This window comes from Lysobacter korlensis, from assembly GCF_042434515.1.
Genome location: NZ_JBHLTG010000006.1, coordinates 26821 through 52916 on the forward strand (window position 1 = coordinate 26821; position 26096 = coordinate 52916).

The following is a 26096-nucleotide window of genomic DNA, read 5'->3' on the forward strand; positions in this document are numbered from 1 at the left end:
GGCGATCTGCGGACGGCTCCCGACGCTCAGACGGTCGGAATAGGCGAGCGGGCCGGCCCAGGGAGCCGGGACTGGAATTCGAACAGCGGCCGACCGCTGTCCGGAGAGCGCAGCACCGTGGCTGACACCCCATAGACGCCCTCGATCAGCTGCGCATCGAGCACGTCTTCGACGTCCCCTTCGGCGAGGACGCGTCCGGCGGCGAGAACCACCACGCGGTCGCAGAACGCGGCCACCAGATTGAGATCGTGCAGTGCGGCCAGCACGACGGTTCCGCCCGCGGCACGTGTCCTGAGCACTTCGAGGGCGCGCAGTTGGGCTGCGAGGTCCAGATGATTCGTCGGCTCGTCGAGCACCAGCAGCCGTGGCTCCTGTGCGAGCGCGCGGGCGAAATGCACACGTTGCCGCTCCCCGCCCGACAGTGTGTCGAACGACCGATCGGCGAACTTCTCCATGCCGACGATCTGCAGGCACTCGTCGACGATCGTCGCGTCCCGCGCGGAGCTCGATGTGAAGGCGGCTTCGTGCGGGATGCGGCCGAGGCCGACGACCGCGGCGACCGTCAAGGGGAGCACGGATGCGGCGTCCTGCTCGACGAGTGCCACCCGCCGGGCACGCTCACGACGTCGCATGCGAATCAGTGACGCGCCGTCCAGCTCCATCACGCCGGAGTCCGGACGCGTAGCACCGGTGATGGCCCGGATTGCGCTCGTCTTCCCGGCGCCGTTCGGACCGATCAGGGCGGTGACCTTTCCGGCCGGTGCTGCGAACGTCGCCTGATCGACGAGGGTGCGGCCGTTCACCGACACCGTGAGTCCATCTACGCGGAGGCCGGATGCCGCGGCGGGCGTACTGCTGGAAGCGGCTGTCGGTTGCGTCATGCTGTGCTCCTTCTGGAGAGGACCCATGCGAAGAACGGGGCGCCCAGCAGGGCGGTCACTATTCCCACCGGCAGCTCGCGCGGGTCGAACAGCGAGCGGGCCAGCGTGTCGGACCACACCAGCACGAGGGCCCCGGTGAGCGCCGACAGCGGCAGCACGGCCCGGTGAGATGAGCCGACAAGCAGGCGGACGGCGTGCGGCACGACCAGCCCGACGAACCCGATCGCGCCGCTCACCGACACCATCGCTCCCGTCAGGAGGGCGGAGACGCAGAGAAGTCCCCATCGCGTCGCCCCGACGCCCACGCCGAGGCTTGCTGCGATCGTGTCGCCGAATGCGAACGCGTCGAGCCGTCTGGACATCAGGAGCATCGGCACCCCGACGACCACCACAGCGCCGATCGCCAGGGCTGCGTGCGGCCACCGCGCGCCAGACAGGGAGCCGAGCAGCCAGCCCAATATCTCCCGGTACGAGTCACCGGTCGCTGTCCAGAAGATGACGAACGATGTGCCGGCGGAGCCGATGGCGCTCACAGCCACGCCCGCGAGCACGGTGCGCGACGGCGTCAGCGCACCGGCGATGGAGGCGAGCCCGAGCGTGGCGGCCAGCGCGAGCATCGCCCCGAGGAAGGCGGCGACCGGCAGCAGCATCGTGGCGCCGAGGAGAATGACCGCCACTGCGCCCAGCGAGGCGCCGGATGACAGTCCCAGCAGGTAGGGATCTGCAAGCGCGTTCCGAGTGACCGCCTGCATCACGACACCGCTGAGGCCGAGCCCCGCGCCGACTGCGGCCGATGTCAGCACCCGTGGGAACCGGAGTTCCCACACGATCCCGTCCCGGAGCGGCGAGAGCTCCGTTCCGCCGACGCCCACGTGAGCGAGAATGCTCGCCCAGACCTCATACGCACTGATCCCGGCGGCGCCGAACGTCACGGCGACTGTCACCGAGCCGACGAGCGCGGCCCCCAGCACCGCGCCGATTCCGGGCGCAGCCCCGATTCGCCTGCCGGTCGCACGGGGACGATTCCTCGCAGCGACCGCCGTCATCGGCCGAGAGTCTCGAGCTGTTGGATGAGGTCGGCAGTGGCGTCCACGGTCCGAACTCCGGCCTCGCTTGCGGGGAACGGCACGATCAGGAACCGGTCCTGCTGCACGGCAGGCAGGGCAGCCGTGACGGGGTCTGACTTGAGCATCGCGATCTTCATGTCGGCGGAGTTCCACGCGGCGTCGACCAGAACGATGACGTCGGGATTCGCGTCCACGATGGCTTCCCAGCTGTACGAGGTCCAAGCGCCGTCGGCCCCGGCGGCGATGTTCTCCAAGCCGACGGCGTCGAGCACCATCTGCGGCGCCCCCGAGCCTGCTCCGACGTAGGGGGTGTCCGTCCCGGACGAGTACCAGAGCGCGGTCAATCCGTCGCTCGACGGGACCAGGCTCTCCAGCGTGGTGCGCTGCTCCGCGACGAGCTGCTTCGCGGCGTCAGCCGCGCCGAACACCTCCCCGGCCTGCAGGATCTCGTCGAACAGCAGGTCGAACGTCATCGGGTCGGGCACGTACCCCTCGGTCCTGCACGCGGAGGGCGCTACATATGTGCGAATCCCGAACTCCCGCAGCGTCGCGCGCTCTCCGGCACCATCGGCGGTGAGATTGCTCTCCCAGCCGGCGAAGACGAAGTCCGGCTCCGCCTCGAGCACCGTCTCCTGACTCGGCACCTGCTCCGCCAGCAGGGGCACGTCAGACGCCCGGTCCTCCCACTCCGCCGGCACCGGGCCGTCGAGGAAGGCGCTGCCGACGATCCGGTCGTGGAGCCCCAGCGCCAGGAGCATCTCCAGGCTGGTCGACTTGATCGCGAGAATCCGCTCCGGGGCCTTGCCGAGCTCGACCTCGAAGCCGCAGTTGTCGATGGTCGCGGCGGCTCCACCGCCGGAAGTGGCGGGGGCGGCAGTGCTCGGGCCATCCGCGTGCGCGCCGGCGCATCCGGACAGCAAGAGGACGGCAACAGCGGACGGCAGGAGGGGATTGAGAGAATGCTGCATGGCAGAGCCTCCGAGAATGGTGAGACGGGATGGCCGCGATCGCGGACTCATGTGAACACTGCTCAAATCGGAGGCAGTCGCACCGGTAAGATCAACCGGCGGTTCGACAACAGCATTCTAACCAGACAAACCGTATTTTGGATCCAGAATCTACCGGGCGACGTTCGCTCGGGGGAAGCGGGGCACCGTTGAGCGATACCGACGTCGCGCTGGCCGGCTTGCGCGAGATCGCGCAGCGCGCGAACTCGGGGTACCGGTCGGTGGGAGTGATGGTGTACGAGGTGCTGCGGGATGCCATCCTCACGGGTCGCCTTTCGGGAGGCGCCAAGCTGCGCCAGGAGACGCTGGCGGAGGCGATCGGCGTCTCCCGCGAGCCCGTCCGCTCAGCGCTCATCCAGCTCGAGGCGGACGGCCTGGTGGAGCTCCGGGATCGCCGCGGGGCGGTCGTCAAGACGCTCTCGGTGGAGCGGGTACACGAGATCTATGAGCTCCGAGCACTCCTCGAGGGGCACGCACTCCGTCGGGCGATGAAGTCGATGACCCCTGAGCGTGCAGCGCGGCTTCGAGATCTGGCGATCGTGGCGGATGCGAAAACAGAGGGCACCGACTTCGTCTCGGCTCGCGTGGAGTTCTACCGCGAGCTGTACGGCGGCTCCCAGTCGACCCTCCTCGTCGAGCACATCGAGGATCTCCGGCTCCAGCTCGGGCGGTACATGCTCGGCTGGCGCGTCATCGGCGAGCATGCGCACTCGCACCAGGCGCTGGCAGAAGTCATCGCGGCCGGTGACTCGGCCGCGGCGCAGAAGCTGCTGAAGCAGCATCTCGAGGCCGTCCGTGACGGGGTGCTGCGCGTGCTCGCCGTCGAGTCGGGCCAGCAGTCGGGCGCTGAACCAGAGGCCTGACCTCCTCTGCCGGCCCGCGGAGAGTGTGCGACACCCCGGGGGCTCCGTCGGCACGCCCGGTGCACGTGCACCGCGGCACGTGCAGGACTGCGTCGTGGACCCGCCCCCACGCCGGTGGTCGTATCGCCGGCGTCATCGCTCAGGCGCCGGTCAATATGCGCAGAGGGGTGGCGCGGCGGCGGCAAATCGGTAGACTGCGTTCACGCACTGTATCCAGTATCCAAAAATGCCAGGAGCGCCATCTACATGATCAGCACCGACGTCAGTTTCTTCAGCGAGGGAGACCAGATCGCGGGCATCTGGCGCACCCCAGACGCTGCCGGGCCCTACCGGGCCATCGTCCAGGGACCCGGGTGGCTCGGGCTCAAAGACGCCAAGCTGTACGTGCGCTATCACGAAGCCCTGGTCGCCGCGGGCTTCGCGGTTCTGGTCTTCGACTACCGCGGGTTCGGCGACTCCGCCGGCGACCGAGGAGTGCTTTCGCCCAACCGGCAGCTCCAGGACCTGGTCAACGCGGTCACCTACCTGACGACTCGTGACGACGTGATCGCGGACGCGATCGGCGTGTTCGGCACCGGCGGCACGGGCGGGGGCAACGCGATCCTGCTGGCGGATGCCGATCCCCGGATCAAGGCTGCGGTCAGCCAGGTGCCGGTTTCCGACGGCACGGACTGGCTGCACCGGATGCGCCAGGAGCACGAGTGGCTCGCGTTCCTGAAGGCACTTGATGAGGATCGCAAGCTCAGGGTCACGACCGGCGAGGGGCGCCTGGTCCACCCTCGGGAAGAGATCATGGTGCCGACCCCGGAGCGTCGTGCGACCACCATCAAGGCCGACGTCGACGATCGGATCCCGAGCGCCATCTCGCTTGCCAACGCGGAGGAGATCCTCGCCTACCGTCCGATCGATGCCGCCGGACGTCTCGAGACTCCGCTGATGGTCATCGGTGTGGCGGGCGATGCCACGACCCCCACCGACCACGCCGTCGCCCTCTACGAGGCGGCCCGCGGCCCGAAGACGCTCATCATGCAGAACCACACGACGCACTACGCCGCGTACGACCGGTACTGGGAGCAGACGACGCCCCGGATCGTCGACTGGTTCGACCGCTACGTGCGCCCCGCCAACCTCGTCGTTCGCTCCAGCGGAGCGGCCGACGGCAACACCCTCGAGACCCAGGAGGCTTGAACATGACGTATGACTTGCGAATCGCCGGAGGCGAGGTCGTCACACCGGACGGCCGCAGAACCGCAGACGTGGTCGTGAAGGACGGCGTGATCGCCGGCGTGATCGAGCCCGGCGCCGCGGCGGACGCCATGCGGACCGTGGATGCGACGGGGAAACTCGTGCTGCCAGGGATGGTAGACGTGCACGTGCACACGCGCGAGCCCGGGTTCGAGCACAAGGAGGACATCCTCACGACGACGCGGCAGGCCGCGGTCGGCGGAGTGACGACGATCTTCGGCATGCCCAACCTGAACCCGCCGACCGTCGACACCGAAACCCTCGACGACGTGTTCGAACGGTATGCGCGCAGCTCGCTCGTCGACTGGAACCACAATCCCGCTCCCACCAAGCTCGACCAGGTCCCGCTGATGGCCGACATGGGGATCCGGGCGTACAAGATCTACATGGTCGTCGACACCGGCCGCACCTACCCGCATCCCGCGGGGACGGGGGAGCACGACCACGGCCGCCTGCTCGCGATGATGGACGAGATCGCGAAGACCGGTCTTCGGTTCATCATCCACCCCCACGATCAGGCGCTGATGGACTACATCGAAGGCGAGTACCTGGAGCGCGGGGAGAACACGCCACAGGGGTACGCGAGCGCCTATGCCGCCCGCAACGGCGTCATCTGGGACACCGCCGTCGACGTCGTCATCCGTCTCGCCGAGGCATCCGGATGCAAGATTCACATCGCCCACCTGCAGACCGCCCGGTCGATCGAGGCGGTCCGGCGTGCGAAGGCGCGGGGGATCGACGTGACCGGCGAGGTCAATCACTGGGCTCCCTTCCTCTCGCAGTGGAACGACGTCGAGACACTCGGGCCGTACGCGCTGTCGTACTGGGTTCCGGACGAGGGCCGCGACGCCGTATGGGAGGGCATGCGCGACGGCACGATCGACATGTGCTCGTCGGACCACGCCCCGCACACCCGTGAGGAGAAGGAGATCGGGTGGACGCAGATGTGGAGCTCCCACACCGGAACCCCGGGGATTCAGTACTACTACCCGCTTCTGCTGGACGCCGTCAATCGGGGTCAGCTCACGTTGGAGCGGGTGGTCGAGCTGGTCGCCGGCGCTCCTGCTCGGTCGTTCGGCCTCGAAGGCGTGAAGGGATCGATCGAGGTCGGCGCGGACGCGGATCTCGTCATCGCCGATCCCAACGCTGAGTGGACCATCACGAACGACGGCGTGCTCTCGAAGATCGGCTGGACGCCGTACGACGGGCGGGCGATGACCGCCGACATCGTCCGGACATTCGTCCGCGGTCAGGAAGTATTCGCCGACGGCGCCGTCGTCGGTGAGCCGGGTCACGGCAAGAAGGCGACCCCTCGGGTCCAGGAAGGAACCAAGTCATGAAGTTCGGTCTGCTGCTGCCCCATTTCGGTGAAGAGGCGAGCAAGGACAAGCTGCTCCGCGGCTCGCAGCTCGCCGAAGAGGCGGGTTTCCACTCCGTGTGGGTGCGTGATCATCTCGTATTCGAGCCGCACGGCGAGATGGAGAAGCCGAACCGCACCTTCTACGACGCGCTCACGACGCTGACCGCGATCGGTGCCGTGACCGAGAATCTCGAGTTGGGAACCGGCTCGCTCATCCCGTTCCGCCATCCGCTGGTGACCGCGCTCATGGCGGGTACCATGACCCAGCTGCTCGGGCCGCGCCTGATCCTCGGCTTCGGCGCCGGAACGTTCGACCACGAGTTCGAGGCGATCGGCTGGGGGGACTACGACCGAGTCGAGCTCGTCCGGTCGAACGCGGAGATTCTGAAGCGGGTCTTCGTCGAGAACGAAGTCGACTACGACGACGGCGTCTTCAGCTTCAAGGACGTCTCCATCGAGCCGAAGCCGGTGGGTGGGCGCGTTCCCTTCTGGTACTGCGGCGCCACGCCCCGCTCGGCCCGGCTCGCCGTCGACTTCTGCGACGGCTGGATGCCCGGACGCATCTCGCTGGCGACCCTGGAGAAGCGGATCGACACCATGCGCGCGCTCTCTGCGGAGCAGGAGAAGGCGATGCCGACCGTCGCCGTCATTCCCCCGACGAGCATCGAGCGCACCCGGGACGAGGCGCTGAAGCACGTCAACATCCCAGGCCTGCTTGCCTGGGCGAACAAGGCCAAGTTCGCGGTCAAGCCGCCGTCGGGCCAGTTCGAGACCGTCGAGGATCTCGAAGGGCAGCTCATCGTCGGCAACCCTGACGAGGCGGTGGAGGAGATCAAGAAGTTCGAGGCGCTCGGTGTCGAGCACCTGGTGTTCGACTTCCGCTTCAAGTTCGACCGCTACTTCGACCAGATCGAGCTGTTCGGCAGCGAGATCCTTCCCCGCTTCCGCTGAGGCGCGGGCGCCTGCCGGCGGCCCTCCGCCTCGGATGCGGGCGGAGCCGACGCGACGGTCGCGGTGCAGTACTGGGCGACCGCCCTCGCGGCGGTGCACGAGCGTTCGCCCAGTGACAGGCGGGCTGATCTCGGGACGGTCATGAGGGGTGCGGGGCTGGATGCGCGCCCCCTGCAGCCGCGTGAGAAAGGGCCGGCAGGTGCAGCGTCGCGTGGAGGTCACGGTCGTCGCGGCGAGCGTCGTGGTGCTCACTGGCGTGCAGGGCATATCTCCGGCGTTGCCGGGTCTGCAGGACTCTCTCGGGTTGGACGATGCCGGGGTCTCGCTGATCATGCTCGTGTACGTGGTCGCTGCTGCGGTGGCCTCGTTCCCCTCCGGCGTGCTGGCGAACCGCTTCGGCACCCGGGCGGTGCTGGCCTGGGCGCTGACGCTCTTCGGCACGGGAGGCGTGATGCTGGCGCTCGAGGGAAGCTTCCCCGTGCTGCTCGTCGTCCGCACCGTGCAGGGCGCCGCGTTCGGCGCCGTGCTGGCGCTCACCATCGCGGCGCTTGCGGACGCCAGCGGTAGGGCGGAGTTGGCCCGTACGCAGAGCCGCCGCGTAGTGGCGATGTCGCTGGGGGAGTCGGTGCTGCCGGTCGTGGCGGGCGTCCTCATCGTTCTGGCGGGTGAGTTCTCGGTCTTCTGGCTGCAGGCGCTGGCACTGCCTGCGGCAGTCGCCTGCGCCGCGGCGCTCCCGGCTCGGGGCGCGGTGCCGCGCGCGTCGGGCGCATCGGCGGGGTCTGCGCTCAAGGCCTTGCGAACACCGTTCGCCGGTGCCGTGCAGGCACCGGGCTTCGTGCGCTTTTTCCTGAAGTTCGCGGTCCTGACCTACTTCCCGCTTTTCGCCGGGCGGGATCATGGCATGTCGGCCGCCGCGGTTGGCCTTGTGGTGGGCGCGGCGGGCCTCCTTGCTACGGTCTCGGCGGCGGCGACACCTCGCATTCTCCGAAGGCTCTCCATTCCGGCTTGCACTGTGGTCGCGCTCCTCCTGTCCGGCGCACCGCTCGTCCTGGTGGTCGTGGCGCCCGGAGCCGGCTGGTTGACGGTGCTTCTGCTGCTGTGGGGTGTCGGCGACGGGATCATCGCTGTGCTGAACAACGTGACCGCAAGCCTGGCAGCGCCACCCGATGCGAGATCCGCGTTCATCGGCCTCACCGGCACCATCCGCAACGTCGGCAAGCTGACCGCCCCGGGCGTGGGCGCCCTCGCGTCCGGATTCCTCTCGGTTGGGGGAACGATCGCGATGATCGGCGGCGCGTCGCTTCTCGCGCTGGCGGCCGTGCCATTCATCGCGGCGGGATTGGCGGGCCGGCCAGGAGGCGACTCGGAGTCGCCCCCCGGACGAGAGGGCCGCTGAACGCGCACAGCTGCGGATCCACGGCAGCGGAAGGCTGCCTGGAGGACCATTCCGTTCCGGACTACCGCATCGATCGCGAAGACAAAATGTCGTATCCAGTATCCAAAATGTCTGGATCACGGTTCCGTGATCCGTTAGTGTCGTTGAAGTGGACGCGTCGACGAGGACGTTCCAGGCGAAGGAAGGTGCGGCACACGTGAACACGGCGCTCCAGGAGAAACAGCCGCTCATCCAGGTGTCAGGGCTGACCGTGCGTTATCCGACACGCGGGCGCATCATGACCGCGGTCGAGGACGTCAACCTCACGGTCCGGGAGGGTGAATTCATCACGGTGCTCGGCCCGAGCGGCTGCGGCAAGACCACAGTGATGAACGTCATCGCCGGACTCGTGCCCCCCACCGAAGGATCGGTGCTGATCGACGGGGAGCCGGTGGCGGGCCCGAGCCCCGACCGGGCGGTCGTCTTCCAGGACTACGCCCTCATGCCGTGGCGCACGGTGGAGGACAACGTCCGGTTCGGCTTCGAGATGCAGCGATCGCGGGCGTCCGACACGGCATCGAAGGTCGCCGGGGCGATCGAGATGGTGGGCCTCAGGGGATTCGAGAAGTCATACCCCCGTGAGCTTTCGGGTGGAATGCAGCAACGCGTCGGACTCGCTCGTGCGATCGTGGCGGAACCCAGGATCCTGCTCATGGACGAGCCTCTCGGCGCCGTCGACGCGCTGACCCGGGAGGTGATGCGCGAGGAGATCGAGCGGCTGTTCCTGGCGACCGGCAAGACGGTCGTGTTCATCACCCACTCGATCGAGGAGGCGATCCTCCTCGGCGACAGGATCGTCGTGTTCAAGAGCCGGCCGGGTGCCGTTCTGGAGATCGTGGAGACGAAGATGGAGCGACCGCGCTCGGAGCGCGGTGCTCAAGGGGACCGGCGGTACATCGAGTTGCGCGATCACCTTTGGGACGTGCTGCAGCAGGAGGCCAATGAGGCGGTGAAGTTGCGGTGACCTCCGTTCTCACGCGCGTCAGTGGGCCTCGCGCGACCCGCGGGGTCGGGGCATGGCTGGCGCGCCTCGACACCAAGGGAAAAGCGGCCGTCATCGCCGTCGAGGTTCTCACTGTGCTCATCCTCTGGGAGCTTGCGGTCGGCGTGTTCGGCTGGATCAATCCGGTGTTCCTGCCTTCGCCGCTCGACATAGCAACCGGCTTCGGTGAGCTGCTCCAAGCCGGAGCGCTTGCACCCAACGCCCTCGCCTCTCTGCAGGCGTGGCTCATCGGGTTCGGGCTCGCTATCGCAATCGGGCTGCCGCTCGGACTGCTCATGGGAACGTCGGTGCCGATGGACCGGGTCTTCGGTCCGATCGCCTGGACGATCTACGCGACCCCGGCGGTGGCATACCAGCCATTGAGCAAGGCCTGGTTCGGGTTCGGGGCGGGGCCGGTGATCTTCCTTGTCACGATCTCTGCTGTATTCCCCATCCTGTTGAACGTGGCGGCCGGCATACGGACCACCAACCCGTCGCTGCTGCGTGCTGCCCGTGTGTACGGGGCGTCCCGCCTGCAGCTCTACACCAGGGTCTACCTCCCATCGACGATCCCGTTCCTGTTCGCCGGGCTGCGGCAAGGAGCAGTCATGGCGACCATCGGTCTGATCGTTGCGGAGCTCACCGGGTCGTCGGTCGGGATGGGTGCGGTCATCATCCGTTCGGCGAACACATATCAGACCGATCAGTCATTCGCAGCGATCATCATCGTCGTCGCGTGGAGTGTGGGCATGACGCAGGCGATCACCGGTGTCCAGCGGCTGGTCGCACCTTGGACCCGGGCAGGAGCAGTACGGTGACCCTCGGAACGAAGCTCCCGGCGCCGCGCGCACGCGTGCAGCCAGACCGTCCATCGCTGACCGGGAACGGGCTCAAGTGGAATCTGCTCCTCGCAGCGGTCGTCGCCGCGATCCTGCTCGTCTGGGAGGCAGCCGTCTCCTGGCTGGCGCTGGTGCCATCTGTCTTCCTCCCGCCGCCGAGCGCGATCGGTGCCGCATTCGTGCAGCTCGTCCTCCGGGACGACTTCTGGGGGTCCTTCGCATTCAGCCTCGGGAACGTCCTGATCGGGTTGGTCATCGCGATCGTCGTGGGCCTCATCGTAGGACTGTCGGTCGGCTGGTTCCCCGTGCTGCGGTTCACCGTCGCTCCCTTCCTCTGGATCCTCTACTCGACCCCGAAGGTCGCGCTTGCACCGCTTTTCATTCTGATCCTCGGGTTGGGCAGCGAATCGAAGATCGCACTGGTGATCCTTCTCGCAGTGTTCCCCATCATTCTCAACACCATGGAGGGCGCGGTCACCGTCAGTGCTTCCCTCGTCAACGCCGGACGCGTGTTCGGATTCAACGGGTGGGCTCTGGGCACGAAGGTGATTCTCCCCGCGACGCTCCCGTACAGCCTCTCGGGCATCCAGCGAGGCGCTGCACTGGGCTTCACAGGAGAAGTGCTTGGAGAGTTCCTGGGCGGCTCCGGAGGGCTGGGACACCTGCTCGAACGGGCCGCCTTCGACTTCCGCATGGACGAAGCGATGGCGATGGTCCTCGTCATGGTGATCATCGCCAACGCCACTCTCCTATTGATCGGCGCACTGCGCCGCCGTCTCGCGCCGTGGTATGAACCGGGCGCTGTCGGGGCGGGGTGACGCCGCCAGTGGAGAAGCGAATCATCAACCCTTCCTCGATCTATGCGCCCACCGCCGACTTCAGCCAGGCGATCAAGGTCACCGGCGGCTCCTTGCTCTTTGTGAGCGGGATCGTCGGATACCGGTTGGACGGGACCATGCCGCAACAGGCGGTCGATCAGGCCGACGTGGCATTCCAGAACCTCGAGAAGGTTCTGAACGAGGCCGGCGGGTCGATGGCAGACGTCGTGAAGGTGACGGTGTACCTTCGCGAGGACTTCCGCCTTCACCGTGAGCAGCTGCGCGCGGTGCGAGCGCGCTATTTCAGCAGCGACTTCCCGGTGAGCACGCTCGTCCAGGTGGCAGGTTTCGCGAATCCGGACTACCTCTTCGAGATCGAGGCGATGGCCGTCCTGCCCGACTGACCGCGTCGATCGCTGGTCCGCTGCCAGTCGCTGGAGCGGGCAACCGGTGAGGGGACGACATGCGGCTGTTCGGCCAGTCGGAATTCTTCCCACTTCGGAAAGAACATGCAATCTTTCGGCCCACACTTGGATCCAAAATCCCGGATGGTCGTCACAATGAGAACTGGAATTCACCGAAGGAGTGTGTCGATGACCTGTATCGAAGACGACGCCGCGCCGGCCGACTCGCTGGCAGTCCTTGCCGAACCGTCGGTCGTGAGGTGGGTCGACGAGATCGCGGACCTCACTTCGCCCGACCGCGTCGTCTGGTGCACCGGGTCGGAGAGTGAGCGGAGGCTCCTTCTCGGCCACATGGTCGAGTCCGGCACCCTGGTGCAGCTCGATCCGGATTATCGTCCGAACAGCTTCCTCGCGCGAAGCCATCCGGATGATGTGGCGCGATCGGAGGACAGGACCTTCATCTGCACCCCGCACGAGGAGAACGCCGGCCCGACGAACAACTGGCGCGACCCGGCCGAGATGCGTGCCACGCTCCGGGGCGTGATGCAGGACAGCATGCGCGGCCGCACGATGTACGTCGTGCCATTCTCCATGGGGCCGCTCGGATCACCGCTCGCGAAGCTCGGCGTGCAGATCACCGATTCGCCGTACGTGGTCGTCAGCATCGGGATCATGACGCGGATGGGCGAGGCCGCGCTGCGCCGGATCGGCCCGGACACACAGTGGGTGCGCGCAGTCCACTCGGTGGGATGCCCACTTGAGCCGGGCCAGGTGGACACCGCGTGGCCCTGCAATGAAACCAAGTACATCTCCCACTTTCCCGAGACGAGAGAGATCTGGTCGTACGGCTCCGCATATGGAGGCAACGCGCTGCTGGCGAAGAAGTCATTCGCCCTTCGAATCGCGTCGGTGATGGCGCGCGACGAGTGCTGGCTCGCCGAGCACATGCTCATCGTGAAGCTGACCTCGCCCGCAGGCCGGGTCTTCCACCTGGCTGCCGCGTTCCCGAGCGCCTGTGGCAAGACCAATATGGCCATGATGAAGCCGGCGCTGCCAGGCTGGAAAGTGGAGACGATCGGCGACGACATCGCATGGATGCGCGTCGATGAGTACGGACGGCTCCGGGCCATCAACCCAGAGGCGGGTTTCTTCGGGGTGGCGCCCGGCACGAGTACCGCCACCAACCCGGTTGCGATGGAGACTCTCTGGGGTCACACGATCTTCACGAACGTGGCGCTCCGAGAGGACGGCGACGTCTGGTGGGAAGGAATGACGGAGGTCGCACCCGAGCGCCTCACCGACTGGCAGGGCGAACCGTGGACGCTCGACGCCGACCGTCCCGCCGCGCATCCCAATGCCCGCTTCACCGTCGCTGCCGCACAGTGCCCGAGCATGGCGAGTGGGTGGGATGACCCCGAGGGCGTTGTCATCGACGCGCTGATCTTCGGGGGTCGACGCGCAGACAATGTGCCGCTGGTGATGGAGGCCCGCGATTGGGAACACTCGGTGTTCCTCGGGGCCACGATCTCCTCAGAGCGTACTGCTGCAGCCGACGGCACGGTCGGCGAACTCGCGCGCGACCCGTTCGCCATGTCGCCTTTCTGTGGGTACAACATGGCGGACTACTTCAACCACTGGCTTCAGATGGGCAAGCTGCTCCGGTCCCGCGGCAAGGTGCCCAGAGTCTTCCAGGTCAACTGGTTCCGGAAGGATGCGGAGGGAAACTTCCTCTGGCCAGGCTTCGGCGACAACATCCGGGTGCTTGCGTGGATCTGCAACCGGATCGCCGGCGAGGTCGGCGCACGCGACACCCCACTCGGACTCCTTCCGCATCGCGGGGACGTGGACCTCAACGACACCGGTGTCGAGGCGGACGCCTGGGATGAGCTCAACGCAGTCGACCCCCACAGCTGGTTCGAGGAGGCGGACGAGATCCGCCGATTCTTCGAGCAGTTCGGAGACAGGCTTCCCCAACCCCTCGTCGCACAGCTGGGCCGGCTCGAGAACCGGTTGAGCGAGCTGGTGCCGTCCTCAGGGCGTGGTCAGGAGGCAGTCCGCCGGGTGACGAACAGCGGACCGGACGACACGTCGGTCGCTACGGGGGGCGGCGTGACCGCATCACGCCCCGACCACGTGCGGCACCTCGACGAATGGGCCGCCAAGCAGGCGATCGCGGAGCAGATGGTTCCCCTGATCGGGCTCTTGCATCGCGACCGGAACGTCGTCACGTCGCTGTACGGGCGCACTCTGGTGAACCAGTCCGCAATCGACCTGATCAAAGCCCACCGCTTCGGGCGGCACATCGAGGAAACCGAGTTGCCGGTGGCAGACACCGCAGTTGCGCTCAGAACGCTTGTCGATCTGGACGTTCGGGGAGCATCCATCGACCTGGCTGCACTGCTGGCGGGCTACCGCGCGCAGCGGCATGTGGACCCGGAGCTGTCGCTTCCCGATCACCTGAGACGCGCGCTCGTTTCCGCAGGCGAGGAGTCCGCCGCGCCGGAGCGGGGACCACGGGATGTCGTCCTGTACGGTTTCGGCCGCATCGGCCGCCTTGTCGCACGGATCCTCGTGAGTCATGCCGGGCGCGGGGCGGGGCTGCAGTTGCGGGCGATCGTCGTGCGGCGCAACGGACCGGGCGATCTGCGCAAGCGCGCCGGCCTTCTGCGGCGTGACTCGATTCACGGTCCGTTCGACGGCACCATCACCGTGGACGAGGAGCGGGAGACGATCCTCGCGAACGGCAACCTCATCCAGGTCATCTACAGTGACGATCCGGGCGCAATCGACTACACGCGGTACGGCATCGACGACGCGATCCTCGTTGACAGCACCGGCAGATGGCGCGATGAGGCGGGACTCAGTCAGCACCTCTCGTGCCCCGGGGTCGGCCGGGTGCTGCTGACGGCGCCTGGGAAGGGGGCCCTCAAGAACATCGTGCACGGCGTCAATCACACGGAGATCGCGGACGACGACCGCATTCTCTCGGCGGCATCCTGCACGACGAACGCCGTGACACCGGTGCTGAAAGCCGTTCACGACGAGTTCCAGGTGGTGCGTGGGCACATCGAAACGATCCACTCGTTCACGAATGACCAGAACCTCATCGACAACTATCACAAGGCGGACCGTCGTGGCCGGGCGGCGGGTCTCAACATGGTGCTCACCGAGACGGGCGCGGCGCGGGCCGTCGCGAAGGCACTCCCGCAGCTCGCCGGCCGGCTGACTGGCAACGCCATCCGCGTGCCGACCCCGGACGTATCCATCGCGGTGCTCAACCTGCAGCTGTCCCGCCCGACAACGGTCGACGAGCTCAATGGCATGCTTCGTGCCACTGCGCTGACCTCCCCGTTGCAGCGTCAGGTCGGTTTCGTCGAGTCACCGGACGTGGTGTCCACGGACTTCGTCGGGGCGCGGCAGACCGGCATCGTCGACGGCCTTGCCACGATCGCGGAAGGCGAGAACGTCGTCATCTACGTCTGGTATGACAACGAGTACGGCTACACCCATCAGGTGGTCCGGGTGCTGGAGGAGATGGCGGCTGTGCACCCGCCGGTGTTCCCGAGGTCTGCAGCTGCGACCGTCGCGAGGCAGCGACGCGGCCGCGCCCACCGCCCGAGCGCCAACCCGATCGAAGTGGTGAGCGTGTGACGCCCGACGCAGGAGACCTGTACCTCCATCCGGACCGCAACCTGGCGATGGAGTTGGTCCGCGCGACCGAGGCGGCTGCGATCCGGGCGACGCCGTACATCGGCAAGGGCGACAAGAACGCGGCCGACAAGGCGGCGGTCGACGCGATGCGGAAGTTCCTCGGCACCGTGTCGTTCGACGGAACGGTTGTGATCGGCGAGGGTGAGAAGGACCGGGCGCCGATGCTGTTCAACGGTGAGCGGGTGGGAACGGGAGTCGGGCCGGCGTGCGACATCGCGGTGGATCCGATCGACGGCACGTCGTTGACGGCGGCGGGTCGCCAGAACGCGTTGTCGATGATCGCGGTCGCAGACCGAGGATCGATGCTCGACGCCTCCTCCGTGTTCTACATGGACAAGCTCGTCGGCGGGCCGGAGGCTGTCGGCGTGATCGACATCCGCGAGCCGATCGGGGAGAACATCCGGGCTCTCGCCGCGGCAACAAAGCGGGATGTCGGCGAATTGCGCGTCGCCGTGCTTGACCGACCGCGTCACGCTCAACTGATCGACGACATCCGGGCGGCCGGTGCCGGCACTCGGCTGCTTCTTGACGGGGATGTCGCGGCCGGCATCAACGCCGCCATGTACGGGTCGCGCATCGACCTGTGCGTGGGGATCGGCGGCAGCCCGGAAGGTGTCGCGACCGCGTGCGCGATCAAGGCGCTCGGCGGTTTCATGCAAGGCAGACTGGCGCCGCTGACCGACGACGAGAAGCAACGGGGTCTCGACGCCGGCCTCAGATTCGAGCACGTCTATGAGGCAGACGATCTGGTTCGAAGCGACGACACCTTCTTCGTCGCGACCGGTGTCACCGACGGCGGGCTGGTGGCAGGCGTGAGGCGCAGGGGGCCGATCATTCGCACGGAGAGCATCGTGCTGCGCTCACGCTCCGGCACCGTCCGGCGTGTGAACGCCGAGCACCCCGCCAAGAAGTGGCTCGACGAGTAGGGGACCGTTGTGATCGCTGATCTCGCTCGCCTTCCCCATCTGCGGCTGGACGGTCACGTGCCGGCGCGTACCGCTGGGCGTGTCGCTCCTCGGTGCATGCGCGGGGGATGATCGGGCTATGGAGTTCGGCGAAGTCGTGCGGAAACGACGGATGGTGCGACGCTACTCGTCCGCGCCAGTGGACGGGACGTCAGTGGACCGGTTGCTGCGGAACGCGGTTCGAGCACCGAGCGCCGGTCATACCCAGGGTTGGGCGTTTCTCGTTCTCGAGCAGCGCGCCGATGTGGACCTCTTCTGGGAGGCGGCGACGCCGCCGTCCAGAGCCGCAGAGCCCGATCCCTGGCTCCGTGGCATGCGGAGCGCGCCGGTCGTGATCGTGCCGTTGTCGTCGAAAGGGGCGTACCTGGATCGGTATGCCGAGGCGGATAAGGGATGGACCGATCGAGATGAGACGCGCTGGCCCGTGCCCTACTGGCACGTCGATGCGGGTATGGCGTCGTTGCTGATCCTCCTGACGTCAGTCGATGAGGGACTCGGCGCCTGCTTCTTCGGAATTCCCGAGGGTCGCGTTGCGGCACTGCGCGCCGCGTTCGGTGTCCCCTCCCAGTACACTCCGGTCGGGGCGATCACCGTGGGTCACGCTGACGGGGCCGGGCAAGTGCGAGGATCGGCGGCCACGAGAAAGCGCCGCCTTGCCGATGACGTCATCCACCGCGGCCGGTGGTCGGGGTGACTGCCCGCAAGGCTTGCTCATCGGGGTCACGGCCGCGCCCGCCGGCGGTCCGGTCGGCGGCCGTCACGAACGCCACATCCGGCAGCGCCGATCAGTCGTCAGGCCGCTCACCGTGTTGAAGGGCGGCCCGGAACGCCGGGACGTTGATTCAGGCCCGGAGGGGCCGGAACGCACGTACGCTCGACGGGTGCGCAGCATCGTTGTCCTGGTAGGGGGTGTGGGCGGCTCGCGCTTCACGAGCGGTCTCGTCGCCGAACTGGAGCGGAGATACCCGGACGTCATCACGCGGCCGTCCGTGACCGCTGTCGTCAACACCGGCGACGACGCCTGGATTGCCGGGTTGCGGCTCTGCCCCGATCTCGACTCGATGATGTACACCCTCGCCGGCGTGAACGACACGACCCGCGGCTGGGGTCGCGCGGGCGAGACTGAGCGCGTCGCGGACGAGTTGAACGCCTACGGGGTCGGCTGGCCCTGGTTCACCCTTGGCGACCTCGACCTCGGCACGCTGATCGCGCGGTCCGCCTTGCTTCGCGACGGGCTGACCCTGACCGAGGCGACCGCGCAGCTCTCAGCACGATGGCGAGGCGGTGCCGGGCTGCCCGTGAGCCTGCTGCCCGCCTCCGACGACCCGGTCGAGACGCACGTTCGGGTGACCTTGCCCGGCGCATCCTCGGAATCCCTCATCCACTTCGAGGAGTGGTGGGTCAAGTACCGTGCCGGTCTGCGCGCCTCAGGCTTCGAACAGCTGGGCATCGAGTCCGCGCGGCCCACACCGCACGTGCTCAACGCCATCGCCGGTGCCGACGCCATCATCCTCGCCCCGTCAAACCCGGTGGTCTCCATCGGGACGATCCTCTCGATTCCCGGTTTGCGGGAGGCGGTGCGAGCCGCGACCGCCCCGGTGGTCGGGGTGTCGCCGATCATCGCGGGCGCAGCCGTGCGGGGTATGGCGGATGCCTGCTTGACCGCCATCGGTGTGGAGACGTCTGCACTCGCAGTAGCCGCCCACTATGGCGGTCGCGTGGACGGTGGACTCCTGGACTCGTGGTTGGTCGCCGAAGAGGACGCCGCCATACTCGGACGAATTCGAGCACTCGGCATCCGGGCGCTCGCGGTGCCCCTGTGGATGCGGGACCTCGACACTTCCGCCTGCCTCGCGGGCGCGGCACTGGACGCCGCGGCTGCCGAGTCGCAGAGCCGCATGGCGAAGCTGGGGCGACGGCATGGCCAGTGACACTTCTGGCGCGGAACGAGCGCGGCACCCGGGGTTCCGAAACACCAGTTGGCGCGTTGTCGTTCCCTTCAAAGGCGCCGCGAACGCGAAAAGCAGGCTTGCTGAACGCTACGATCCTTCGACGCGGGCAGCCATCGCGGTGGCAATGCTGCGTGACACACTCAATGCAGTAGCTGGGACGCCCTCCGTCGCTGGACTCGTCGTCGTCTCGAGCGATCCGGACCTGCTCTCCCTGCTCACCTACCCCGGAAGCAGCGAGGGACGGGTCGCGAGCGTGCCCGTCACGGTGCTCCCCGACCCGAAAGCGGGCTTGAACCCTGCGATCAGCGCGGGCATCGACCACGCACGAGCTGCGGATGCCGACACTCATGTCGCCGTCGTCCTCGGTGATCTGCCCGCGCTGCGGTCGGCCGACCTCGCCGCGACGTTGGACATGGCGCGAGCCCATCCCCGCGCATTCCTTCCGGATACGGCATCCACCGGCACCACGATGATCACCGTCTCACCGGGTTACCGGGCTGAGCCGCTGTTCGGCGAGGGCTCCGCCGCTGCACATGCCGCTGCGGGCTTCGTGGCGCTTGAGCTGCCCCGGAACTCGGGCTTGCGCCGTGATGTGGACGCACCGCGAGATCTTGACTCCCTTCTCCATCCGGGGCCGTTCACCCGGGTCGCGCTCGCTCGAATGCCCGTAGTGGATCGGCCCATCGGAGAGCCGGCGGGTTAAGGCGGTCACGCTGAAGTCTGAACGCGCCGGCGGCTCGGCGCCCGCTCGGGCAACGGTCACGCCCGCCGCGGGCGAACCGTGACGGCGTGAGGCGCGCAGCAGTTCGAGATCACCGAGACTCTGGGCAGTCCAAACGCTCACCGATTCGCTGAGCGGCAAACAGGAGGCCGCGCTGCTGGCAGGCCACTCGGTGCGGCTCCCTGCCCGATCGTAGAGCGAGAGTCGGTGGCTGGCCCGAGTGCTCTGAGCATCCCTTGACGCTGCAGGATGCAGAAAGGGTGGCGACCCAGCGGGTCGCCACCCTTCATGCTCCGAAGATCAGCCTCGAAGGCCCTGCAGCGTCACCTCCAGCTCTTCGCTGACGTTGCCCGCCGCGTCCGTGGCGCGGATCGTCACGACGCTCGCGGCGTCCGTCCGGATGGGACCGTCGAGCGTGATCCATCCGTCGGCCGGCTTGTTCTTCTTGTCGACCCGGTACTCGATGAGCGCGACACCGGCGATGTCGTCGGTCGCGTCGACCACGATCCGCTGCTGCTGATCCAGCGAAGCGGTCACCTCGGGCGCCGTGTCGTCGACGATCGTCTCGATTCGCCACTGCTGCGGCGGCCACTTCGCGGCCTGCGTGAGGTTGCCTGCCTGGTGGTCGCCGTCGCGGCGGTAGCTGCCGACGATCTCGGTGCCGACGACGCCGTTGGTGTTCTCGACCTCGAGCGACAGGTTGGAGCCCTTTCCGGTCAGGCGGTGGAACCCGTGGCCGGTGTCGTCGAAGTACCAGAGCTGGCGATCGCTGCCGTCGAGCGGCTCGAGGCCGACCGGCGTCCCGATGGTGCCGGAGAGGTTCTCCATCGTCAGATAGAGATCCCGGTCGCCTGCGAGGCTCCGCCAGCGGTAGAAGCCGTCGCCTTCCCGCTCCAACATCCAGTACTGCCCGATCGCGTCCGCGCAGGCGGCCAGCTGGACGTCGCCGTCGCCGGCCTCCAGGCAGCTGTTGCTGGCGGTGGGGTTCTGCAGGCTTCCAGGGCTGGCGATGCTGCCGCCCTGCATGCGGAGCTGGTAGATGCCGTTGTCGCGGATGTCATAGGGACCGCCGCCCGGCTCATAGAAGAACGGCCAGCCACCGTCCCAGTTGATCGGTCGGATCCCCATCACGGTGCCAGGGCGGTAGGAGTGGTACGACATGTACAGGGTGTCGCCCTCCCAGAAGTAGTCCGGAGCGCCCGGGGCCCTGTGGAGGCCCGACGGTGTCACGCCGGGCTGGGCCTGACGACTGTTGAGAATGATCGTGCCGCCGCCCTCAGCCAGGTCGACGCCGTTCTTGTCGACGTACGGGCCCTGGATGTTCTTCGACCGGCCCGCCACGATCTTGTACGTGTTGTCGTTGCCGTTTCCGCGGCAGCACCAGTCCCAGGCCGTCAGCAGGTAATACCAGTCGCCGTGCTTGAAGACGGACGGACCCTCGATCCGGTTGAAGTTCGGGTTGTCGATCGGGAACGCCTCGCTCTCACGGTCAGCGACCTTGTATCGCTCACCAACGAGCGTGACCATGTCGGAGTCGAGCTGCTGGATGAAGATCCCGTCGAAGTGGGAGCCCCACACCATCCACCAGTTGCCGTCCTCGTCCTGCTCGAGCGCCGGATCGATGGCGTTGAAGGTGGCGTTGTCTTCCGACAGCGTGCCGGACGCGACGATCGGCGCGCCGTGATCGACGTAGCTCGACGGGATGCCCGGCGTCTTCGTCGTCTTCAGCCCGATGGCGGAGTTGTTCGAGCCGAATCCGGAGATCGAGTAGTAGTAGTAGAACGTGTCGCCGATCTTCTGGACGTGCGGTGCCCACACCGAGTACCCGGCGACCGAGGTCCACGGTGCAGCCGTGACGCTCCCGATGTTGGTCCACGGTCCCTCAAGACTCGGTGACGACCAGATTCCACGATGGGTCGCCGCGGCGTAGTACGTGTCGCCGTCCTTGTAGATGGTCGGGTCGTGCAGGTTGAGGTTCCCGGTGAGTGGGAGCTGGCCCGCAGGGTCGATGTCGACCTCCTGCGCTCCCGACGGTGGCGCGGCTGACGCCGGGGTGATCAGCCCCGCGCCCAGCAGCATCGCTGCCGCGACCACGACGGCTCTGGTGATCCGTCTTTCGGTTTTCATGTGTGCCCTTCCTTCTCGAAGCGTGAGAGGAATGCTGCGCAGGCGCACGGAGCCGTGCGGCTCCGCAGCTGCCCAAAGCGGGCGAGACGACGAGTGTTTCCTTCGGTGGAAGAGGACTCCGTCGTCATTCCAATCAAGCCGTTGGGTATTTCCTATAGGATAGTGGAATGCGCTTCGGAGTCAACAGGCCCGCTCGCACCCGCCGGCAGTCGGCGGCTGTGCCACGGATCCCCGCGGGGTCTTTGCCGGCTTCCGCCATCCATCAGCGTTTCACCTCACCTCGATTCGGTATGGTGAGCGCCTTGGTTCTCTGCATCAGCGGCTCGTCTCGGCCGCTGCATGGTTCGACATGCGAGGTCTCTCAATGAATCTCCCGGACATCGGCCCCGCCGGTATCGAGCGCCGCGGGCTTCGCGAGCAGGTCTACGACTCCGTGCTCCGGATGCTTCTCGATGGCCGTATCGCCGCCGGCGAGCGGCTGTCGATCGACACCATGGCGCGGGTGCTCAATGTGTCCCCGACGCCCGTGCGGGAGGCGTTCGTCATGCTGGAGCGGACGGGGCTCGTTTCCCGGGAGGCTCTTCGCGGGTACCGGGTCGCCCCGCCCCTTGACGACGAGCAGCTTGCCGAGCTCTTCGATGCCCGCCTGCTGCTGGAGGTCGAGGCGGCCAGGCTGGCCTACGCGCAACGCGATGCTCTCATTCCGATGCTCCGGGATCTGACCGCCGTGCACGATGAGCGGGTCGCGCGGATCGCAGCTCACGCGCAGCACGAGCCGGTCCCGTTCGAGTTGACGGAAGCGTACTTCCAGAGCGACGCCGACTTCCACAATGCCGTCTTCGAAGTTGCGGGCAACCGGTTCCTTGTCGGCCTGTACGAATCGCTGGGCGCCCTGACGCACCGGATGCGTCAAGCCGTGCACCGCGGGCCGGAGGATGTGCTGGACGCAAGCCGGGAGCACCATCGGATTCTGGAGGCGTTCGAAAGCGCCGACGAGCTCGCCGCGGCGGCCGCCATGCGGGAGCACATCGAGAACGTGCGGGCCCGGTCGCTCGCAGATTCCTCTTCACACTGACCGGTCGCGTCCGCGCGCCACTTGCCATCGTTTCCAATAGGAAATATCCTATTGGAAACGCCCGACGAGATGGACCACCGTGCAGACCACCATTACCGCGGCCGATTGGCCCATTGCGACGTGTCTCCACGGCGTTCCCACCACCACCCCCGACGGAACGGCGCTTCATGACGCCCCGCTCGAAGAATGGGAGGCGGCGCTGGCGCTCGTCCGCTCGGTCGGCTTCGGGCTCATCGAGCTCGCGGACAGTCACGCGCGGATCGGGGACATGGATCCTCTCCGTCGTGACGACCTGAAGGCCGTGTTCGCCGAGAACGGCATCGCGGCTCCTTCCGTTCACATCCAGCGAAAAAGCGTGATCCAGCCGAAGGTCGGGGATGCGAACCTCGCATACGCTCACCGAACCATCGACGCGGCGGCGGAATGGGGCATGGCGGTGGTCTCGACGGGCCTTCACCAGCCGCTCACGGAGCATCAGCGGCGGGCGCTCTGGTTCTGGACACAGCCAGGAAGCAAAGACCCCGACCTGCCGGCGATGTGGACTCTGGCCGTCACACGACTGCGCGAGCTGGGCGCACACGCTGCGGAGCTGGGGCTGCAGCTGTCGCTCGAGATGTACGAGGACACGTACCTCGGAACAGCCGACAGTGCCGTGCGTCTCGTCGAGGAGATCGGGCTGCCGAACGTCGGCCTCAACCCCGACGTCGGGAACCTGGTGCGCCTTCACCGGCCAATCGAAGACTGGCGGGAGATGTACGCGAAGACGCTGCCTTTCGCGAATTACTGGCACCTCAAGAACTACCTGCGTGACGAGCCGCCGAGCGGCGGGTACTTCTCGGCGCCGACCACCCTGGAGCACGGCCTCATCAACTACCGACAGGTCGTCGCCGACGCGGTGGCGGGCGGATACCGAGGGATCCTGCTGATGGAGCATTACGGAGGCGACAGCCTCGGTGTGTGTGCCACCAATCGGGACTACGTCCGGAGTCTCCTCGAGCTGCCTGTCGCTCGCCTCGACGCGCAGGCCGCGCGCCGCGCCAGCACAGCGGCCCTGTGAGGACTGAAGATCAGCGAGAGATGGGACACATGGACACGTACGCCGTCGTAGGTTCGGGCTATATGGGGGGCGGCATCGCTCAGATGCTTGCGCTGTCGGGAGCCCGAGTGAAGATCGCCGATGTCGACGCGGAGACCGCCCGGCGAAGTCACGAGCGGCTGGTGACTGAAGCACGCGACTTCGAGCGGGACGGTCTGTTCCCTGCCGGTGCGGCCGACACCATCGCAGCGAACATCACCCCCGCCGAGTCGATCGAGACGGCGGTCCGCGATGCCTCGTTCATCGAGGAGGCGGTGCCTGAGCGGATCGACATCAAGCACGACATCCTGCGCCGCATCAGCGCCGCGTGCCCGCAAGAGGCCGTCATCGGCTCCAATACATCGACCATTCTCATCGAGAAGCTCGCGACCGCGGTTCACCACCCCGAGCGGTTCGTGGGGGTGCACTTCTCGAACCCGGCGCCGTTCATCCCCGGCGTGGAGGTCATTCCGCACCCGGGGACGGCCGAGTCGGCCATCGTGACCGCTGAGCGGGTCGTGGCGATGACCGGCAAGCAGCCGGCGCGGGTGAAGGACTCCACCGGGTTCGTGCTGAACCGGCTGCAGTATGCGCTGTTCCATGAGGCCAGTCAGATCGTCGAGGAGGGCATCGCCACCGCCGAAGATGTGGACACCATCGTCCGCACCACCTTCGGCATGCGGCTGCCGTTCTTCGGCCCGTTCGCCGTGGCCGACATGGCGGGACTCGATGTCTACGCCCTCTGCTACACGTCGCTGCAGACGCGATGGCCCGAGCGCTTCGCGACGCCGCGCTCGCTGCAGGAGCATGTCGAGGCCGGGCGATTCGGAACCAAGACCGGCGCCGGATATCTCGACATCCCCTCGGAGCGCATCGCCGCGCTCGTGGAGTACCGCAATCGGGCCTATGTGGAGGTCCAGCAGCTCCTCGAGCGGCTCGGACCGCCCCCCATCTCATGACGATCTCCGGGGTGGTGGACAAGGCCGCGGGAATTCCTCTATCCTATAGGAAACACGGCAGCGGCGCCGGCCGCAGAGCGCTCAGTGGCTCAGTCCACGTCGCGCGCAATGACGAAGATGTCCGTGCAGTCGGAAGGAAGAAGCAGCAGATGAGCAGCAAGCGGCTTATAACGGTAGCCACGGCGGCCACGGCAGCCCTGGCGCTCGCCGGATGTGCGGGTGGACAGGCTGGAGCCGGCGGAGGCGGGAACGGGGGAGGCGGCGCGAATGGCGGGGGAGACTCGGCCGCGTGCGCCAACACGGTCGTCCACCCGGACGCCGAACAGGTCACCGTCTGGGCTTGGTACCCGGCATTCGAGGGCGTGGTCGATGTCTTCAACGAGGCGAACGACGACGTGCAGGTGTGCTGGGTGAACGCCGGTGTCGGAAAGGACGTCTACCCGAAGTTCTCGACCGCGCTCGAGGCCGGCAGCGGTGCGCCCGACGTGATCCAGCTCGAGAACGAGGTCATTCCCAGCTTCACCATCCGGAACGGCCTTGTCGACCTCGTTGAGTACGGAATCGGCGACAAGGAGGACCAGTACGCTCCGGGCGCCTGGAAGGACGTCTCGAGCGGTGACGCGGTCTACGCAGTTCCGGTGGACCTCGGGCCGGTGGGCATGCTCTACCGTGCTGACATCCTCGAGGAGTTCGACATCGAGGTGCCGACCACCTGGGACGAGCTCGCCGACGCGGCCAAGGAGTTGAAGGACGCAGGCTCCGAGAGCTTCCTCGCGAACTACCCGACGAACGGTCGCGCATTCAGCCAGGCGCTGTTCGCACAGGCCGGCAACCAGCCGTTCGACTTCTCGACCGAGAACGTCGAGGAGATCGGCATCAACGTGAACGATGCCGCGACCAAGCAGGTGCTCGAATACTGGTTCGAACTCATCGACGCCGGCGTGGTCAGCGCCGATGACCGCTCCACGCCCGACTTCAACACCGCGGTGGTGAACGGACGGCACGCCACCTACCTGGCGGCGGCTTGGGGACCGGGGTACCTGATGGGCCTCGAGGAGGAAGCGGACCCGGATGCACGCTGGGCGGCCGCCCCGCTGCCGCAGTGGGATGCGGACAACCCGGTCTACGTGAACTGGGGTGGCTCTTCGTTCGGTGTGACGAGCCAGGCAGGCAACCCCGAACTGTCCGCTCGTGTGGCCTCGGAGCTGTTCGGCACCGATGAGGCATGGAAGGTCGGCATTGAGGAGGGTGCCCTGTTCCCGACGTACCTGCCGGTCCTGGAGTCGGACTACTTCGTGGAGCTGGAGTACCCCTTCTTCGGCGGTCAGAAGATCCAGAAGGACGTGTTCATCGAGGCCGCCAACGCCTACGAGGGATTCACCTTCAGCCCATTCCAGACCTTCGCCTATGACCAGCTGACCGAAGCGCAAGCGTCGATCCTGAACGGCAACGCGACCATCGACGAGGCGCTGGCGAGCTACCAGCAGAAGCTCGAGGAGTACGCGACCGCACAGGGCTTCACCCTGAAGTAGCCGATTCCACCCGCGACGCGGTCGGTCTTGCGATCAGCCACGCAAGACCGATCGCGTCGCTACCCACAGGAGCTCACCCTCATGACACAGACGTCGATCCCGCCGGTGGCGGCAGCGCAGACGGCGG

General features: G+C 67.2%; 22 protein-coding genes. 18 read left to right on the forward strand and 4 right to left on the reverse strand.

All coding sequences use genetic code 11. From position 1 onward, the window contains the following. Positions 1–26: 26 nt before the first annotated feature. From ACFFGH_RS22375 to ACFFGH_RS22385, 3 genes are read right to left on the reverse strand one after another with little or no spacing between them, the layout of a single operon-like run. On the reverse strand, positions 27–881 hold the full coding sequence (locus ACFFGH_RS22375; protein WP_386672472.1) for an ABC transporter ATP-binding protein: 855 nt from the start codon (positions 879–881) through the stop codon (positions 27–29). After that, positions 878–1927: a putative F420-0 ABC transporter permease subunit gene (locus ACFFGH_RS22380; RefSeq protein WP_386672474.1), complete on the reverse strand. Its 1050-nt coding sequence runs from the start codon at positions 1925–1927 to the stop codon at positions 878–880. Before ACFFGH_RS22380 ends, ACFFGH_RS22375 begins: the two co-directional genes overlap by 4 nt. After that, complete coding sequence (locus tag ACFFGH_RS22385; protein WP_386672476.1) at positions 1924–2916, reverse strand: putative F420-0 ABC transporter substrate-binding protein; 993 nt, start codon at positions 2914–2916, stop codon at positions 1924–1926. The genes ACFFGH_RS22380 and ACFFGH_RS22385 overlap by 4 nt, the downstream gene beginning before the upstream one ends. A gap of 188 nt (positions 2917–3104) precedes the next feature. Between ACFFGH_RS22385 and ACFFGH_RS22390 the strand changes: the two genes are divergently transcribed. The 14 genes from ACFFGH_RS22390 to cofC all read left to right on the forward strand — a co-directional run bounded on the left by ACFFGH_RS22390 (position 3105) and on the right by cofC (position 19183). Further along, positions 3105–3818 carry a GntR family transcriptional regulator gene (locus ACFFGH_RS22390; protein ID WP_386672478.1) on the forward strand — a complete coding sequence of 238 codons (714 nt, stop codon included), beginning with the start codon at positions 3105–3107 and terminating at the stop codon, positions 3816–3818. Positions 3819–4064: 246 nt separating this feature from the next. After that, positions 4065–5006, forward strand: a complete 942-nt coding sequence (locus ACFFGH_RS22395) for an alpha/beta hydrolase (protein WP_386672480.1) — start codon at positions 4065–4067, stop codon at positions 5004–5006. 2 nt (positions 5007–5008) lie between these two features. After that, on the forward strand, positions 5009–6403 hold the full coding sequence (locus ACFFGH_RS22400) for a dihydroorotase (RefSeq protein WP_386672482.1): 1395 nt from the start codon (positions 5009–5011) through the stop codon (positions 6401–6403). Then, complete coding sequence (locus ACFFGH_RS22405) at positions 6400–7374, forward strand: LLM class flavin-dependent oxidoreductase (RefSeq protein WP_386672484.1); 975 nt, start codon at positions 6400–6402, stop codon at positions 7372–7374. Before ACFFGH_RS22400 ends, ACFFGH_RS22405 begins: the two co-directional genes overlap by 4 nt. 181 nt (positions 7375–7555) lie before the next feature. Beyond that, the gene (locus ACFFGH_RS22410) at positions 7556–8770 is read left to right on the forward strand and encodes an MFS transporter (protein WP_386672486.1); all 1215 of its coding nucleotides are present in this window, start codon (positions 7556–7558) and stop codon (positions 8768–8770) included. A gap of 196 nt (positions 8771–8966) precedes the next feature. After that, entirely contained in the window at positions 8967–9773 is an 807-nt protein-coding gene (locus ACFFGH_RS22415; RefSeq protein ID WP_386672488.1) for an ABC transporter ATP-binding protein, read from the forward strand. After that, a complete protein-coding gene (locus tag ACFFGH_RS22420; RefSeq protein ID WP_386672489.1) occupies positions 9770–10609 on the forward strand; it encodes an ABC transporter permease in 840 nt (279 codons plus the stop codon). The genes ACFFGH_RS22415 and ACFFGH_RS22420 overlap by 4 nt, the downstream gene beginning before the upstream one ends. After that, on the forward strand, positions 10606–11448 hold the full coding sequence (locus ACFFGH_RS22425; protein ID WP_386672490.1) for an ABC transporter permease: 843 nt from the start codon (positions 10606–10608) through the stop codon (positions 11446–11448). Before ACFFGH_RS22420 ends, ACFFGH_RS22425 begins: the two co-directional genes overlap by 4 nt. 8 nt (positions 11449–11456) lie before the next feature. Further along, positions 11457–11852: a RidA family protein gene (locus ACFFGH_RS22430; RefSeq protein ID WP_386672492.1), complete on the forward strand. Its 396-nt coding sequence runs from the start codon at positions 11457–11459 to the stop codon at positions 11850–11852. A gap of 189 nt (positions 11853–12041) precedes the next feature. Beyond that, positions 12042–15503, forward strand: coding sequence for a phosphoenolpyruvate carboxykinase (GTP) (locus tag ACFFGH_RS34510; RefSeq protein WP_446686164.1), 3462 nt, complete (start codon positions 12042–12044; stop codon positions 15501–15503). Next, positions 15500–16489, forward strand: coding sequence for a class II fructose-bisphosphatase (gene glpX / locus ACFFGH_RS22445; RefSeq protein ID WP_386672493.1), 990 nt, complete (start codon positions 15500–15502; stop codon positions 16487–16489). Before ACFFGH_RS34510 ends, glpX begins: the two co-directional genes overlap by 4 nt. 118 nt (positions 16490–16607) lie before the next feature. Beyond that, positions 16608–17222: a nitroreductase family protein gene (locus ACFFGH_RS22450; protein WP_386672494.1), complete on the forward strand. Its 615-nt coding sequence runs from the start codon at positions 16608–16610 to the stop codon at positions 17220–17222. A gap of 187 nt (positions 17223–17409) precedes the next feature. Beyond that, on the forward strand, positions 17410–18459 hold the full coding sequence (gene cofD, locus ACFFGH_RS22455) for a 2-phospho-L-lactate transferase (RefSeq protein WP_386672496.1): 1050 nt from the start codon (positions 17410–17412) through the stop codon (positions 18457–18459). Next, positions 18449–19183: a 2-phospho-L-lactate guanylyltransferase gene (gene cofC, locus ACFFGH_RS22460; protein WP_386672498.1), complete on the forward strand. Its 735-nt coding sequence runs from the start codon at positions 18449–18451 to the stop codon at positions 19181–19183. Before cofD ends, cofC begins: the two co-directional genes overlap by 11 nt. A gap of 318 nt (positions 19184–19501) precedes the next feature. Here the strand turns inward: cofC and ACFFGH_RS22465 are convergent, their stop codons facing one another. Next, positions 19502–21328, reverse strand: coding sequence for a family 43 glycosylhydrolase (locus tag ACFFGH_RS22465; RefSeq protein ID WP_386672500.1), 1827 nt, complete (start codon positions 21326–21328; stop codon positions 19502–19504). Between the two features lie 364 nt (positions 21329–21692). On the opposite strand from ACFFGH_RS22465, the gene ACFFGH_RS22470 reads away from it, so the two are divergent. The 4 genes from ACFFGH_RS22470 (at position 21693) to ACFFGH_RS22485 (ending at position 25969) form a co-directional block, all read left to right on the forward strand. Then, positions 21693–22403 carry a GntR family transcriptional regulator gene (locus tag ACFFGH_RS22470; RefSeq protein WP_386672502.1) on the forward strand — a complete coding sequence of 237 codons (711 nt, stop codon included), beginning with the start codon at positions 21693–21695 and terminating at the stop codon, positions 22401–22403. Between the two features lie 79 nt (positions 22404–22482). Further along, positions 22483–23460: a sugar phosphate isomerase/epimerase family protein gene (locus ACFFGH_RS22475; RefSeq protein ID WP_386672504.1), complete on the forward strand. Its 978-nt coding sequence runs from the start codon at positions 22483–22485 to the stop codon at positions 23458–23460. A 29-nt stretch (positions 23461–23489) separates the two neighbouring features. Beyond that, the gene (locus ACFFGH_RS22480) at positions 23490–24437 is read left to right on the forward strand and encodes a 3-hydroxyacyl-CoA dehydrogenase family protein (protein WP_386672506.1); all 948 of its coding nucleotides are present in this window, start codon (positions 23490–23492) and stop codon (positions 24435–24437) included. A gap of 149 nt (positions 24438–24586) precedes the next feature. After that, positions 24587–25969, forward strand: coding sequence for an ABC transporter substrate-binding protein (locus ACFFGH_RS22485; RefSeq protein WP_386672508.1), 1383 nt, complete (start codon positions 24587–24589; stop codon positions 25967–25969). The last annotated feature ends 127 nt before the right edge of the window (positions 25970–26096 follow it).

Bases quoted from the DNA above. Each gene is read 5' to 3' on its own strand.
- ACFFGH_RS22400 (WP_386672482.1), top strand. From the start codon at position 5,009: ATGACGTATGACTTGCGAATCGCCGGAGGCGAGGTCGTCACACCGGAC.
- ACFFGH_RS22385 (WP_386672476.1), bottom strand. From the start codon at position 2,916: ATGCAGCATTCTCTCAATCCCCTCCTGCCGTCCGCTGTTGCCGTCCTC.
- cofC (WP_386672498.1), top strand. From the start codon at position 18,449: ATGGCCAGTGACACTTCTGGCGCGGAACGAGCGCGGCACCCGGGGTTC.
- ACFFGH_RS22375 (WP_386672472.1), bottom strand. From the start codon at position 881: ATGACGCAACCGACAGCCGCTTCCAGCAGTACGCCCGCCGCGGCATCC.
- ACFFGH_RS22380 (WP_386672474.1), bottom strand. From the start codon at position 1,927: ATGACGGCGGTCGCTGCGAGGAATCGTCCCCGTGCGACCGGCAGGCGA.
- ACFFGH_RS22395 (WP_386672480.1), top strand. From the start codon at position 4,065: ATGATCAGCACCGACGTCAGTTTCTTCAGCGAGGGAGACCAGATCGCG.
- ACFFGH_RS22465 (WP_386672500.1), bottom strand. From the start codon at position 21,328: ATGAAAACCGAAAGACGGATCACCAGAGCCGTCGTGGTCGCGGCAGCG.
- ACFFGH_RS22480 (WP_386672506.1), top strand. From the start codon at position 23,490: ATGGACACGTACGCCGTCGTAGGTTCGGGCTATATGGGGGGCGGCATC.
- ACFFGH_RS22450 (WP_386672494.1), top strand. From the start codon at position 16,608: ATGGAGTTCGGCGAAGTCGTGCGGAAACGACGGATGGTGCGACGCTAC.
- ACFFGH_RS22470 (WP_386672502.1), top strand. From the start codon at position 21,693: ATGAATCTCCCGGACATCGGCCCCGCCGGTATCGAGCGCCGCGGGCTT.
- ACFFGH_RS22405 (WP_386672484.1), top strand. From the start codon at position 6,400: ATGAAGTTCGGTCTGCTGCTGCCCCATTTCGGTGAAGAGGCGAGCAAG.
- ACFFGH_RS22485 (WP_386672508.1), top strand. From the start codon at position 24,587: ATGAGCAGCAAGCGGCTTATAACGGTAGCCACGGCGGCCACGGCAGCC.
- ACFFGH_RS34510 (WP_446686164.1), top strand. From the start codon at position 12,042: ATGACCTGTATCGAAGACGACGCCGCGCCGGCCGACTCGCTGGCAGTC.